7 protein-coding genes are annotated in these 15,886 nt (G+C 49.1%); all 7 read left to right on the forward strand.

The window, feature by feature from the left end; translation table 11 throughout:
• Positions 1–77 precede the first annotated feature (77 nt).
• The 7 genes from C3V43_RS04800 (at position 78) to C3V43_RS04830 (ending at position 15,869) form a co-directional block, all read left to right on the forward strand.
• On the forward strand, positions 78–1,943 hold the full coding sequence (locus C3V43_RS04800; RefSeq protein ID WP_106068818.1) for a LamG-like jellyroll fold domain-containing protein: 1,866 nt from the start codon (positions 78–80) through the stop codon (positions 1,941–1,943).
• A 70-nt stretch (positions 1,944–2,013) separates the two neighbouring features.
• Positions 2,014–5,079 carry a SusC/RagA family TonB-linked outer membrane protein gene (locus C3V43_RS04805; RefSeq protein WP_317046018.1) on the forward strand — a complete coding sequence of 1,022 codons (3,066 nt, stop codon included), beginning with the start codon at positions 2,014–2,016 and terminating at the stop codon, positions 5,077–5,079.
• Between the two features lie 8 nt (positions 5,080–5,087).
• Complete coding sequence (locus C3V43_RS04810; RefSeq protein ID WP_106068820.1) at positions 5,088–6,833, forward strand: RagB/SusD family nutrient uptake outer membrane protein; 1,746 nt, start codon at positions 5,088–5,090, stop codon at positions 6,831–6,833.
• A 21-nt stretch (positions 6,834–6,854) separates the two neighbouring features.
• The gene (locus C3V43_RS04815) at positions 6,855–10,100 is read left to right on the forward strand and encodes a SusC/RagA family TonB-linked outer membrane protein (RefSeq protein WP_106068821.1); all 3,246 of its coding nucleotides are present in this window, start codon (positions 6,855–6,857) and stop codon (positions 10,098–10,100) included.
• 31 nt (positions 10,101–10,131) lie between these two features.
• A complete protein-coding gene (locus C3V43_RS04820) occupies positions 10,132–11,961 on the forward strand; it encodes a RagB/SusD family nutrient uptake outer membrane protein (RefSeq protein ID WP_106068822.1) in 1,830 nt (609 codons plus the stop codon).
• Positions 11,962–11,974: 13 nt separating this feature from the next.
• Positions 11,975–13,903: an arabinan endo-1,5-alpha-L-arabinosidase gene (locus C3V43_RS04825; RefSeq protein ID WP_106068823.1), complete on the forward strand. Its 1,929-nt coding sequence runs from the start codon at positions 11,975–11,977 to the stop codon at positions 13,901–13,903.
• 826 nt (positions 13,904–14,729) lie between these two features.
• Positions 14,730–15,869, forward strand: a complete 1,140-nt coding sequence (locus C3V43_RS04830) for an aldose epimerase family protein (RefSeq protein WP_106068824.1) — start codon at positions 14,730–14,732, stop codon at positions 15,867–15,869.
• Positions 15,870–15,886: the final 17 nt, after the last annotated feature.

Consider the following 15,886-nt stretch of genomic DNA (forward strand, 5'->3'; position numbering starts at 1 on the left):
TCAGCAGACGATGTTATACCTTTGCGTTACTACTTGTGAGTAGAAACCGAATTTGTTTAACAATTAATATCTGTATTATGAAGAAGACAAGAAAGAGTCCGTCCATTATTATGGCGGCAATGACTATTCTTTCATTTTCGGCTTGCGAGGATTGGGGCCAAATGGATCCACCGGCAGGTACGGATGTCTATCCCAAATTGGAACAGGTAGCAAACATCGACTTCGAACCGGCTGCAAAAGAGGGCGAAGCAGGATTTGAACCGGAAAGTTTCAATTACTACGCTTATGAGGAAGGCAACATCGCCGTGGTGGAAAAAGACAATGACCACGGACACGTGCTGCACCTGCCCAACGGTTATGCCCGTACGTTCAATCCGCTGACCGCCTACAAGGTTCAAAACGGCATATCGCTGACATTCTGGGTAAAACAAGCCCTCCGCATCGACAAAGAGACGGAAGAGGAACTGGAACCCGACTTGACCGGCGCATTATTCTCTTTTCAGAACAGCAACGGAACACAACGCATGTTCCTCACTGCAAACGGCTGGTTGAAGTACGAAGGGGTGGACGGAGAATATGAAGCCAACAATCCCGAAGAAAACAAAGTTTCTCGAAATCCCTTGCTATTGCCCGCCGGAGAGTGGCACTACATGGCGGTAACCGTGCGCAACGACGGCTACAGCATCTATGTAGACGGAAAACAACGTATTGACAAAACCGTATTGAAATCAGACTTCGATTTCAGCAAGATTGTACAATTCATGGCCGCTACTTCCTATTTATATATAGGTGCCGGCTCAGACATTCCCACGCAAGAGATGTGGATAGACGATATCAAAATCTATCGTAACCAGATAACCGACAACGAATGCCGGATGCCAAGCATGGAAGAGAGCGCATTTGAATATATCATCGGTGCTCCCATCATCACGGTGGGTGCGGAGGATAATTCGGCAGGCTGGTGGAACGCCTTTTCCAACTATTTCAGGATACCCGCCGATGGACAAATAAAATTCAAGTTTACCAACCATACCAACGGAGTGGGCAATTGGAATAACTGGAACCTCTGTCTCTGTACCGATGCCGACCGGGGTGGAAGCGGCTATGCCGAATACTTTGTCATTCGGTCCGACCTCTACGGTTGGGGCGACAGCTATGGAACGGGAACTTGGACCAACGAAGGCTACGGCAACTGGGATGCTTTCCGTGCCGACATGGAAGGAGCCGATGTGACGGTAACCATCCGCCGCAACAAAGCCACAGTGGTTGTAGAAGCCACGGCCAAAGCCAATAACGGCAACGTGTATAAAGAAACTTTTACCACCACATGCGGAGACGGCGCACAGATAGTCAGAGCTTTCTTTGTGATGGACGGATCACACATCGTATTCGACACCCAAGAGACCTCCGCTTTTACTCCCCAGCCCATAACGAAAACCGCTATCGGTGCCGAAGATTGTTCCACAGGCTGGTGGCAGGAATTTTCTGACTATTTCCTGATTCCTGCCGGACAGAATCTGCGCCTTGAATTCGAGAACCACACCAACGGGGCGGGCAACTGGAACAACTGGAACCTCTGCCTCTGCACCGATGCCGACCGTGGTGCGGGTGGCTATGCCGAATACTTTGTCATTCGATCCGACCTTTACGGATGGGGCGACAGCTATGGAGCAGGTACCTGGACCAACGAGGGCTATGGCAATTGGGATGCTTTCCGTGCCGACATGGAAGGTGCCCAAGTGACTATAAACATCTTGCGCGACGGAGCCAAAGTGACTACTACGGCTGTTGCCACGTCACCTAACGGAAACGTGTATAAAGAAACTTTTGTAACAAACTGCGGCGACGGCAACCAACCTGTACGAGCATTTCTCATCGTAGATGGCTCGCACCTCAAGATGGATAGTTCAAACTGCTACCTGTTTACTCCGCTATTTAAGTAACAATCCTTATAAACAATACATTATGAACAACAAAACAGTCACAATATCAGCTACTCCCCGCTTGGCGGGCATGTTGTTGGCACTTGCCTTCATGCTGACCGTGCAGCAACTTTTTGCCCAAAGCAAACAAGTGAGCGGTGTAGTGAACGATGCCTTCGGTCCCGTAATCGGTGCCAGCGTCGTGGAAAAAGGCACAACAAACGGTGTGATTACTGATTTGGAAGGTAATTTCAAACTCACAGTGAGCGGTGAGAATGCCACACTGCAAATCTCCTACGTAGGGTATCAGACCCAAGAGATTCCCGTTGCAGGCAAAACCTCTTTCAACATCCTGATGAAAGAAGACAGCGAAATGCTGGAAGAAGTGGTGGTTGTGGGATACGGAGCCCAGAAAAAGGAGAGTGTGGTAGGAGCCATTTCTCAAGTTTCGAGTAAGGAACTGCTTGCCTCACCTGCCGCCAACGTGTCACAAGCCATTGCCGGTAAAATTTCGGGTGTGATAACCTCACAGACATCCGGTGCGCCGGGTTCGGACGACACGCAGATTTATATCCGCGGCCGTGCCACCTTTGCCGGTGATGCACAACCGCTGGTGTTAGTAGATGGTGTGGAACGCTCGTTCGCACAAATAGCTCCGGACGACATCGAAACCATCTCCGTACTGAAAGACGCTTCGGCCACAGCAGTCTACGGTGTACGCGGTGCCAACGGCGTGATGCTGATTACCACCAAACGCGGCAAGGAACAAAAACCGGAAGTGAGCCTGACGGCCAACTACCAGATTCAAAGCCCTACCCGTAAAGATACGTATCTGGACTCTTACCAATCGTTGACACTGTTGGAAGAAGCATTGGCCAACGACGGTTTGCCTTCGCAATTCAACGCTGCCGACCTGGAAATGTTCCGCAAATCGAGTGCGGGTCAACTGAGCGGCATCGACGCCATGCTCTATCCTAACGTGAACTGGTATGACGAAGTGCTGAAAAACAGTGCTCCCGCCCAACGCTACAACGTGAGCGTGCGCGGAGGCACAAAGCGTATGCGTTACTACGCGTCGGCCGAGTATTACAATCAGCAGGGATTGGTGAAGGATTTGAGCAATGACAAGTTCGGCAACTCTTCCAGCCCGACTTTCACCCGATATGCCTTCCGTGCCAATATGGACCTCTTCCTGACCAAAGACCTGACTTTCTCCGTCAACTTCGGTACGCGTTTCGAGGAGCGCGGCGGTTCGAACAGCAACGAAAGTGCCGCCTACAGCGAAATCTTCTACGAAATGAATCATACACCGGGATGGCTCTTCCCCGTAAAAACCGAAGTGCAGAACGGAGAAAAGCGGCAAACCATTTACGGCGGCAGTTCGCAATACCAAAACAACATCGTAGGACGTCTGGCCGAAGCCGGCTTCTATCGCTCCACCAACACCATCAACGAAACCAATTTTATTGCCGACTACAAAATGGATTGGCTGACCGAAGGCCTCAGCGCCAAAGCAATGGTTTCGTTCGACTACGACTCGTTCAACAAAAAACTATATAGCAAGTTGTTTGCTACATACGAGCTGAACGACCGCGACAACTATGACGACATTGATGCCTACAACCGCTTCAACAGCGACGGTGAACTGGCCGGCTCGCAAGATCGCAATGCCATCTACAAGCTCTACATGGAAGCACAAATCAACTATGCCCGCAAATTCGGCAAACATGACGTTACGGGTATGGTGCTCTACAACCAGAACGACTATCGCGTGAACGACGAACTGGCCAAACGTTATCAAGGCTTAGTGGGTCGTGCCACATACGGCTACGATGACCGTTATCTGGCAGAAGTGAATTTCGGTTACAACGGTTCGGAAAACTTCATGAAAGGCAAACGTTTCGGTTTCTTCCCGGCTTTCTCTTTGGGATGGCGCATCAGCAACGAAGAGTTCATGCAAAACTCCTCCGGGTGGCTGAACAATCTGAAACTACGTGCCAGCTACGGACAGGTGGGTAACGATGTCTATCAGGTAGGCGGGGTAACACAGCGTTTCCTCTACGAAGAAAACTGGCAGCAACTAAGCAATGATTACTACTTTGGAAGTACCGGCATGAGCGGTATCTATGAGTCGCAGTATCCTAACTATGGCGTCACTTGGGAACGTGCGCATAAATACAACGTCGGCCTTGAATTCGGTTTGTGGAACGGTTTATTGAACGGTAACATCGACCTCTTTTACGAAAAGCGTAATGATATTCTGACCCAGTTCCTCACCCGCCCGCAATGGGTGGGAACCACCATGGCCGCCGCCAACTTGGGAGAAACCGCCAACAAAGGTTTTGAAATCGAACTGAAGCACAGCCATCGCATCAACAAAGATTTCACATACAACGTTGGTTTGACTTTCTCGCATGCCAAAAACGAAATCAAAAACATGGATGAGCCGAAGTTGAAAACCGATTACCGCAAACGCGAAGGGCATCCCATCGGTCAATACTTCGGTCTGGTATGCGACGGATTCGTGACACAAGCCGACATTGATGGCGGCCGACTGCCCGTCTCTACTTTCGGCAATCCAAAAGCGGGTGATCTGAAATACCGTGACATGAACGAAGACGGATTCATTGACGAACGCGACGAAACCTTCATCGGTTACAGCGACGTTCCCGAAAACACCTATGCACTGACCTTGGGAGCAAACTACAAAGGTTGGGGATTCAGTGTCATGTTTCAAGGCGTAGATCACGTAAGCCGCTATTACGACGCAGAAGCTATGTATGCCTTTGTTAACGGCGGCAAGGTGAAGGAACACCATCTGCAACGCTGGAATCCGGCAAAAAGCGAAAGCGAGAATCTGGCCAATGCCCAATATCCTCTGCTGCACTACGACAGCTATGGCGACCACAATCAGCGTCAAAGTTCTTTCTTCCTGAAAAACGGAGCTTTTGTCCGTCTGAAGAATATCGAACTGAGTTATACGCTGCCCGAAAAATGGTCGAAAGTGGTGGGAATGAGCGATTGTCGTCTTTACGTCAACGCCAACAACCTCATGACATGGGATCATCTGGATGACTTGGTAGATCCGGAAAGCAACGGTTCCAATCGCTATCCGATTATGAAGACAGTAAACTTTGGTGTAAACATTAAATTCTGACAGTGAACATGAAAAAGAAATTATTATACAGCATATTCGCCTTAGGCATCGTCACCACTACCCTCACCTCTTGCGAAGACATGTTCGGCGATTTCCTCGACAAGCAGCCAAGCGGTGAACTGACAGGCGAAGAAGTGTTCGGCGACTGGGGAATGATGACTCAATTCCACAATGACACATACAACTTCCTGCGCCACGGAGCATGCCGCATCAACCGTTCCTGGCTGGATGCCGCCACCGATTTGGGTGAGACCAGTTATGCCAATGGGGGTGTGCGTATCACCTTCAATATAGGCAACTACTATGGAGAAGGCGGTGCCAACGAACTCACCGCCACTTGGGAAGCCTTCTATCGTGGCATACGTAAATGCAACATGATATTGACCCGTATAGAAAGTGTTCCCAAAGGTGCCGAGCTATCCGAAAGCGACTATTTGGTGAAAAAACAGAACTACATCTCGGAAGCCCGCTTCCTGCGTGCATGGTTCTATTGGGAACTCTTCCTACGCTATGGCCCTATCCCCATAGTGACCGAAGTACTCGACCCCAACGGTGACTTGCTGAGCAACTACACCACCCGTCCCACACTGAAAGAGTATGTAGTGGATTTCATTCTGAAAGAGCTGGAGGAGTGCGAAGCCGGATTACAGCCCAATGATAAAAACTACAAAGAATACGGACGCATCAATCAACCCATGGCACGTGCGCTCCACAGCCACATCATGCTTTATATGGCCAGTCCTCGTTACAGTGCCGAATCGGGTGTCACATGGCAACAGGCTGCCGATGCCAACAAGAGCTTCATCGACACTTACGGAGGCCTTTACTCACTGATGCAAGGCGTAGACGCCAAGACTGCACTGACCAATGCCTGGTTGCTGACACCCGCCGAAGGGAACAAAGAAATGATTTTCTACCGCAACAACAATACAATAACCTGGGGAGGCATTTCCAATGACACTCCGGTAGGAGAAGGTGGAAACGGCGGTCTATGTCCTTCGCAAAACCTGATAGACATGTATGACATGATAGACGGAAACGCTCCGTTCCAAAGTTATGATGAAACAGGGGCGCCTGCATATAACGGCACACAACCGATTATCAACCCGGCCGCCGGGTACAGCGATGCCAAGATGTGGATTAACCGCGACCAACGTCTGAATGCATCCATCCTCTATCATGGTGTTGTTTGGGGAAACGGAACTATCAACGTGGTGAAAGGACAGCGCGACAACCCGATGGGAAATGCCAATGCCACTCCGACCGGTTATTATGTGCGGAAGCTGATTCCGGAATCCATCTTGAGCAACAACCATGGAGGTAAGGCATACCGTCTATGGTCTTTCATTCGCTACTCGGAAATTCTGCTGAATTATGCCGAAGCCATAAATGAGGTACAAGGACCTTGCGAGGAAGTATACAAAGCGCTTGACCTGATACGCCATCGTGCCGGTATCACGGGGAATATAGCCGATCGAACAGACCTCAATACGAAAGAGAAGATGCGCAACTTCATCCGCAAGGAGCGTAGCATAGAACTGGCTTTCGAGGAACATCGTCCGTGGGATGTACGCCGGTGGAATGTGGCCGAGAAAGCGTTGGGACGCGACATCATAGGAATCGATGTAGCTGCCGACGGCAGCATCACTCGCAAAGTGGCACAAAAACGCGTATTCAGCGAGAAGATGTACCTCTATCCCATACCCGAAGGCGAATATTGGAAGACCGGCATCAAAAACAATCCCGGTTGGTAACCTTAAACATGATAACAGCATATGTATAAAATGAATCACATCATAAAAAGAATGGCAGATGCAGGCAAAGCCCTGATGCCGGTAGTCTTGCTCTTTGTAGCCACCGCCATATGGGCACAAAGCGAGCAAACATTGAAAGGCCGTGTTATAGACAGCGAAGGCAATCCCATTGTCGGTGCGGTGGTGAACATAGCAGAACAGAGTCGCATTGTCCTGACCGACAAAGACGGGAACTTCATCCTGAAAGGTGTAAAACTGACCGATGAGATCTGCATCAGCAGCGTCGGTTACAAGAATGCGCAAGTACCCGTAGAGTTCAGCGACGAGTTCAAAGTAGAGCTGGCCTCCGATTTAGATGAGTATCTACATACCACACCGGTACCTTTCGGACGCAAAGCCAGGAAACTGCTGACGGAAGCCACCTCCGTGGTAACGGGAGAAGAACTCCAGAAGCACCCCATCACCGTGTTGCAGAACGCATTCACCTCCACCGTAAACGGCGTACAGACTTATGAATGGTCCAGTGAACCGGGATGGACGGAATCGGCCATGTATATCCGCGGTATCCGCACTATGAACAGCAATGCCCGCGCTCCGTTGGTGATGGTGGATAATGTGGAACGCGACCTCTCATTCCTCGATGCTTTCCCCATCGAGAATATCACCATTTTGAAAGATGCGGCGGCAACGGCCATTTACGGTATGCGCGGAGCAAACGGCGCCATTATCGTGACAACCAAACGAGGCGAGGCCGGTAAAACCCGAGTAGACTTCACGCAAGAAGTGGGTTTCCAGATGCTGAGCAACAAAATGGAAAACCAAAATGCATATAACATGGCTCTGACACGCAACCGGGTGAAGTACCTGAATGGCGACCAACCGATGTACACGGACGAACAGATTGAGAAGTATCGTCGTGTATGCAACGGTGAAGAACTGGAGGGAATGGATAAATACAAATACTTCAACACAAACTGGTTCGACGAACTGTATCGGGAAACCGCACCTACTTATAAAACCAACTTGCAGGTAAGCGGTGGTAACGACCGTGCCCGCTACTATGTGTCGTTCTCCTACCTGCGTCAGGAAGGCATGTGGAACGATAAATGGACTGACTACAACAAAGATTACAACACGGGGCATACACTGAACCGATGGAATCTCCGCTCCAATCTGGACATCGATGTAACCAAATTCCTGAATGTATCGCTGGACTTAGGCGGACGTATCGACAACATCCAACAACCATTGACCGGTGTGTTCAGCCTCATCACTTTCGGCGCCGTGGAGTGTGATCCCACCGCTCCTGTATTCTGCCCCAATGGAGAAATCTTCGCTAAAGCCGGTGTGGAAAATGCAGGAAAGCTGTTGGCCGCTTCCGGTAAGGAAAGCAACCGTCGCCGTAACCTTTACTCTACTTTGAACATCAACGGAGATTTGAGTGCCATCCTGCAGGGACTGAAAGTAAATGCCACCGTCAGCTTCGACTCTTATGAAGTATTTGAAACTTCGCAAGCCAACAACGTAAACTCGTATAACTACGATTACCTGAATCTGGATGTGGACGATGTTTCGAAAATTAAGTACAATAAATTCAGTTCGTACCAAGCGCTACATTATACTTCAGGAGCAAAAGGCAACCAACGTGCCCACTACTACAACCTGAACCTGATGGGTGGGTTAAGCTACGAAAAGAGCATCGGCAAGCATAATATAGGTGTCCGTGCTTTTGCGCGTGCCTATCGCAACCAAATCAACGTGCAAGAAGCCAACAACGCCCAATACAACTCTTCGAACCGTTATTTATCATACAACGGGCAGTTGAATTACAACTATAATAACCGTTACCTGCTCTCAGCCAATATCTCGCGCATGGGCAGCGACAATTTCCGTGAAGACAGCCGTTGGGGAACGTTCTATGGAGGCTCGCTCGGCTGGGTGGCTTCTAAAGAATCTTGGTTGAGAAACAACAAACACATCGAACTCTTGAAACTGCGTGCTTCTTACGGACGTTCGGGACAAGCCAATACCGGTTCCGGCCGTTATCCTTACCAAAACACGTATGGCACAGCCACCGGCTACGGGTTCGGTTACAGTAACAGCACATACATTAATGGTTTTGCAGAGACAATGGCAGGAAATGCCAACAACATTTGGGAAATCTCCGATATGTTGAACATCGGCCTGGACTTCGACTTTTGGAAGAAAAAACTCTACGGACAGATTGACGTCTTCAAAGAATGGCGTTCCAATATTCTGGTGACACGCTCCAGCGTTCCCAGCATCTTGGGCATATCCGTGGCTCAAGACTCCTATGGAAAGGCCGAGACAAAAGGTTTTGAAGCGACATTGGGACACCGTAACCACATCGGAAACTTCAATTTCTATGTAGAAGGAATGCTGACTTACAACACCAATAAAATTACCGAGATGGACGAAACAGAACCCAACGTACCTTGGCAACGCAAAACGGGCAACCGTATTTTAGACTACACATCCGTAGCCAGCCTTTACGAAGCACCGTTCAACAATACGGTGGGTGGCTGGAATCGCTATAAATTCGTACAATGGGCTGCCGACCCCAACCTGATTGCCACCAGCCAGCAGGATGCCATCGACCACCCGGAAAAGTATCCTTATCACACCTCTTCCAACGGTAATCAACGATTGGGCACTGCCGTGTTCAGAGACCTGAACGGCGACCGTCAGATAGACTCGAACGATATGATTCCGGACACCTACACCATTATTCCGGAACTCATCCCTACGCTGAACTTAGGTTTTGAGTGGAAAGGATTGGATGCCCGTGCCGTATTGACCGCCTACCTGAACCGCGACGTATTCTTCTCACCCGCCATCTCTTGGTCCGGATGGGGCAACCAAGGCACGCACGAGGTTGTGAAAAGCTGGGGTTACTACACCGATGATCCGACAGACCCGCGCAACGTAAACGCCACTTATCCTCGTCCGGTATATGGCGGATACAATGCCATCGATTCTGACCGAGACAGCGGTACTTATCAGAACGATATCTGGATTGTGAACGGAAATTTCCTCTCGCTGCGCAACATCGAAGTGGGATATTCACTGCCGAAAAAACTGATAGCCAAAGCCAATCTGACGAAGTGCCGTGTTTACTTCAGCGGGTATAACCTCTATACTTGGGACAGCATGCCCAACGGCATCGACCCGGAAAAACCGATGAGTTATTGCTGGTGGTATCCGAAGACCCGTACATTCACCTTCGGCATCAATGTGGGATTCTGACCTTTATGTTGAAAACTTTAAAACAAGACGTATGAAGAAATATATTAAATACATGACAGTAGCCCTGCTTGCAGTAAATTTCACCGCTTGCAGCGACTTCCTCGACAAAGAAGTAGACTTAGCACTCGGACCGGAAGACGTATTCAATAAATTTGAAAATACACGGGGCAATCTGGCCAACATATACAGTTACTTGCCTGATGCTTTTGCCGGCTATAACGACGGACAATTCTTGGGCGCCTCGCGCGACTGCATGACGGACAATGCCATCTCTTTCTGGAATGTGCATCGCTATCATGCCGTACTTGCAGACAGCTATTCGGCCACCAACCATTGGTTTGCCCAAAACTACTGGGAAAAGAACTTCAGAGGCATTCGTGCCGCCAACACCTTCCTTACGTATGCCAAAGAAAGCGTCATCAAGAACAAGGAGACGGATAATGACGACAACCGCTTGTACGACCGTTACGTCGCTGAAGCCAAACTGCTCCGCGCCATCTTCCACTTCGATTTGGTGAGCTATTTCGGAGCCATCCCCATATTGGGCGAAAACGAAGAGGGTAAACCCATCATCTTCGATTATACCAATCCGGAAGCCATGAACCTGCCCCGTACCGATGCCGCCGAAGCATTGCAATGGATAGCCGACGAATGCGACAAAGTGAAAGACGTGCTCCCCTTCCGCTACAAGCAAGAAGACTTGAACTGGGGACGTCTGAACGGTGCCTCCGCGTATGCGCTGAAGGCAAGAGCGCTGCTCTACAGAGCCTCGGCCCTGAACAACCCTTCCAACGATAAAAGCAGATGGCAGGCAGCAGCCGATGCCGCCACGGCTTTCTTCGCAAAGAACAATCAGCAGAGCAATCCCTATCGTCTGTATACAACTGCCGATAATAATCCCGAAAAGAATTATTATGAATGCTTCGTTTCAGACCCTACTCCCCCGCACCTGAATAATGAGTTTATCCTCTGCCGGTCGGAGTGGACCAATACGCGGGAAATAGAATTGTTCTTAACTCCTTGTGGATTCAGCGGTTCGGCCAATGCCGTGGGCCGCACCAACCCGACCCAGAATTTAGTGGACAGCTATGAAACCATCAACGGGAAGCCTATTGATCAAGATCCTTCTTATGACCCACAAAATCCATATGCCAACCGCGACCCGCGTCTGGAACAAACCATTCTGCATCACGGCTCGATATGGGGAGACGCCAACGAGTCGGAAGAACGGGAAGTGGACATCACATACGGCAGCGGTAAAGACTATAAGGCGCTGCATGGTGGCACGGTAACCGGATATTATACCAAAAAGTTCCTGCACAACATGTCGTTCAAGAGTCCCAAACTATATACGCACGCCTGCCCCATCTTCCGTTATGCCGAAGTGCTGCTGAATGCCGCCGAAGCCATCAACGAAGCCCAGGGTCCGGACAATGCCTATCAATATGTGAATCAGGTGCGTGCCCGTGTGGGTATGCCTGCCTATAAAGGCATGACGCAAGAGCAACTGCGTGAACGCATCCGTAACGAACGCCGCATCGAACTGTGCTTTGAAGACCATCGTTTCTTTGACGAACGCCGTTGGGAACTGTTTGAAGGGAAGAGCGCATCGAACGAACGAAACGAGCCGCGCTACAAACAGGTATATAATATATATGGTGTACAGGTAAATCCGGGTAGCTCAACTATATATACTTATGGAAGTTCCGACTTGTACAAGGCCCGTGCTTTCAGCAGCCCGAAGAACTATTATTTCCCGATACCCGATGCGGAAATCAAACGTCTGCCCAAACTGAAACAGAATGCAGGCTGGGAGCTGACAGCTTCTTCTGAAACAGAAAACACTACGACCGAACAATAAAAACAGGAAAAGTATGAAACTGATAAAATGGCTCAATCTCCTCGCATTGGGATGCGCACTGTTTATAGGCATGGCATCCTGCGATGACAATGATAATAACTCCGGCGAACTGAAACTGAGCACACCTACTGTGACCGATATTGCAGTTCCAGCGGCAACCGTTACTTCGGAAGTAACGGTTTGCCAAGAAGATATTGACTTTGGAAGAATACGGGTAATGACCTATGGCTTCTGTTATGGCAAGGCCATCAACCCCACCATCTACGACGCTACGGTGAAAACAACTCCCGACAACGGAAAAATGACGGCAAGCTTGACAAGTTTGGAAAGCGACACCGATTATCATGTACGCGCCTTTGCCACTCTCTATCCGAACGGGGTCATCTATTCCGATGACGTTTCATTTACCACCAATGCCCAAGGCACGATTTCCGAACTGAATGATTATGTTCCTCCGACCTATGCAGACAACTATACAGACATAGCCGATTGGAACCAACGCAATAAATGGAATTTGGCCAATGTGCACGACCCCAGCGTGGTGCTTGCCGATGACGGTTATTATTATATGTACCAAACCGATGCTTCCTACGGAAATGCACACGCTGCAGGCGGACACTTCCACGGGCGGCGCTCCAAGGATCTTGTGAATTGGGAATACTTGGGCGGAACCATGAAATCGCTGCCTGCATGGATTACACCTAAATTAAATGAAATACGCAAAGCCATGGGTTTGGAAGAGGCCTCCCCCTCCGAAGCGAATTTCGGCTATTGGGCTCCTTGTGTACGCAAAGTAAAAGACGGACTGTATAGAATGTATTATTCCATTGTTGTTCCCGGACATATCAATGGGCCTGAAAGCTGGGGAGAGCGTGCTTTCATCGGTCTGATGGAAAACAACAACCCGGCAAACAACGACGGTTGGGAAGACAAGGGTTACGTCATCACCAATGCTTCGGACAAAGGATTGGACTACATGATAAAACCCGATGATTGGGCTAACTGCTATTTCAAATGGAATGCCATCGATCCTTCTTACATTATAGATAAAAACGGGAAACATTATCTGATTTACGGCTCTTGGCATAGCGGCATCGTTTCCATAGAAATAGATGCCGACACCGGAAAACCTGCAACAACGCTTCCCAAGCCGTGGGGAACAGCCAATGACATTGCACCTTACGGAAAACTGCTGGTAACCCGCCAAATGGGAAACCGCTGGCAAGGCTCTGAAGGAGCGGAGGTAATCTATAATGCCCAAACCGGATATTACTATCTGTTTGTGGCCTACGATGCTTTGGATGTTCCTTACAACACACGTGTGTGCCGTTCGAAAGACATCAACGGCCCCTATATCGGCATTGATGGCACAGACCTCACCGCCAACGGAGGCAACATGCTTCCCGTAGTGACCCATCCTTATAAATTCAATAACAGCGACGGATGGGTAGGTTTCGCACATTGCGCCATATTCGACGACGGAAAAGGCAACTGGTTTTATGCTTCGCAAGGTCGATTGCCGAAAGACGTACCGAACATCAATGCAAGCAATGCCATCATGATGGGGCATGTCCGTTCCATTCGCTGGACAAAAGACGGATGGCCGGTAGTTATGCCCGAACGCTACGGCGCAGTACCCAAAGTGCCCATTACGGAAAATGAATTGGCGGGAAAATGGGAGCATATCGACCTCTCCTACTCTTACGGTAAACAGAAGACGGCCGACAACATGACTCTCTCCTCCGACCACAAAGTGACCGAGGGTAGCTGGAAAGGCGCCACTTGGACGTATGATGCCACCAACGAGATACTCAGCTTCAGCAACGGTGTAGAGGTCTGCCTGCAACGAGAGGTTGATTGGGAAGCCAATCCGCGAACACATACCATCGTGTATGCCGGATATAGTAAAGATAAAACATATTGGGGCAAAAAAACTCGCTGATTATTTCACACAGCCTGTCACAGAAGGACAATTAAATGCTTTTGTGACAGGCTGAAGCCGGCCGATAAAGCCATGACACCCATATATCGTACGCTACTTCTCCGTTGTTGACCGAAGTTTCTTCTTCTCCCCCCTCATCGTTTTGCAATGCGCTCTCACCCCCCGACAACTCCACATCTTCCAACCGACAACTGATTTTCCTACACAATCCGGCCTTCGGAATCTGCTCCACTTTTATTCTCGAACGTTTGTTCGCACCGTGCGGATTTCTGTTCGCACGGCGCGAACAGAGATTTATTCAGGCAGAGAACAGGTTTACTCCTTGTCACACACGGTTTTTTCCTTTGAACCCAAGAAGTTTATACTTTGAGTCTGACCGATAGAACAATTATTGTTGTTATCCGCTAAGCTTAGATCTACCACGGAAAAGTACAAGACATGCTTTTTATAAAAAAGAATCTCCGCACCTGTCCGTTGGCTTTGCAGAAGCTGCCGGCTTTCGTTTGAAAGGTCAGAAAACCAACAACGGAAATCCCACTCTACACACTTGACGAATCGTAAGCCCACACTTGAAGCGGCCTAATCCCACATCATAATGAGGCTAAGCCCACACTTTAGAGGGCATACCCCCGCACCTTAAGAAAGGTAAGCCCGCACTATAAAGAAGCTACCTCCACAGCCGAAAACTGAGATAAACTTGCAATAAATTCAAAAAAAGAGCATTTTATGTTGCATAACATACAGAAGTGTTCCTCATACACCAAAGCAAAGTGTTATTTTTACACCCAAGAAAAGCTTATATCTCATTTATATAAAACATTAAGCAATGAACAAACAACTCTTACTCGCGGGAATAGCCGCTCTGATGCTGGCATCCTGCAACCGGAAACCGGAAACAAAGCCGACTTTATCCGGGCTTAATCCTGCCGATTTTCAAACTACTGTGAATGACTCTCAAACCGGTCTTTATGCTTTGAAAAACAAAGCCGGCATGGAAGTCTGCATCACCAACTTCGGCGGACGCATCGTATCCGTCATGGTGCCCGATAAAAACGGAACCATGCAAGACGTGGTATTGGGATTCGACAGCATTGCCGACTACATCAACATCCCCAGCGACTTCGGCGCTTCCATCGGACGCTATGCCAACCGCATCAACCAAGGAAGAATCGTACTGAACGGCAACACCATCCAACTGCCGCAAAATAACTTCGGACATTGTCTGCACGGCGGACCGAAAGGCTGGCAATATCAGGTTTTCGATGCCAAACAGATTGACGAAACCTCATTGGAACTGACACGTTTCTCTCCGGATGGTGATGAGAATTTCCCCGGAAACGTTACGGCAAAAGTTCTCTTCAAACTGACGGAAGACAATGCCATCGACATCAAGTATAGCGCCACCACGGATAAGACAACGATTATCAACATGACCAATCACTCCTACTTCAACTTATCCGGCAATCCGGCACAAGCAGCCACCGACCATATTCTGTACGTCAATGCCGACACTTATACGCCGGTAGACAATACCTTCATGACCACGGGAGAGATTGCTCCGGTAAAAGATACGCCCATGGATTTCACCACTCCTAAAGCCGTGGGACAAGATATTGCCAACTTCGACTTCGACCAACTGAAAAACGGAAACGGATACGACCATAACTGGATATTGAACACACAAGGCGACATCACCCGCATAGCGGCCAAGCTGACTTCTCCTGTAAGCGGCATCACACTGGAGGTTTACACCAATGAACCGGGCATCCAAGTCTACACCGGCAACTTCCTTGACGGAACAGTGAAAGGAAAAAAAGGAACCGTCTATAATCAACGCGCTTCCGTATGCCTTGAAACACAACACTATCCCGACAGCCCCAATAAGCCCGAATGGCCTTCCGTCGTTCTGGAACCGGGACAGACTTACAACAGTGAATGTATCTTTAAATTCTCGGTAGAGAAATAACAATAACTTTGAAATCA

It is taken from the genome of Prevotella heparinolytica, assembly GCF_002998535.1.
Taxonomy (GTDB): domain Bacteria; phylum Bacteroidota; class Bacteroidia; order Bacteroidales; family Bacteroidaceae; genus Bacteroides; species Bacteroides heparinolyticus.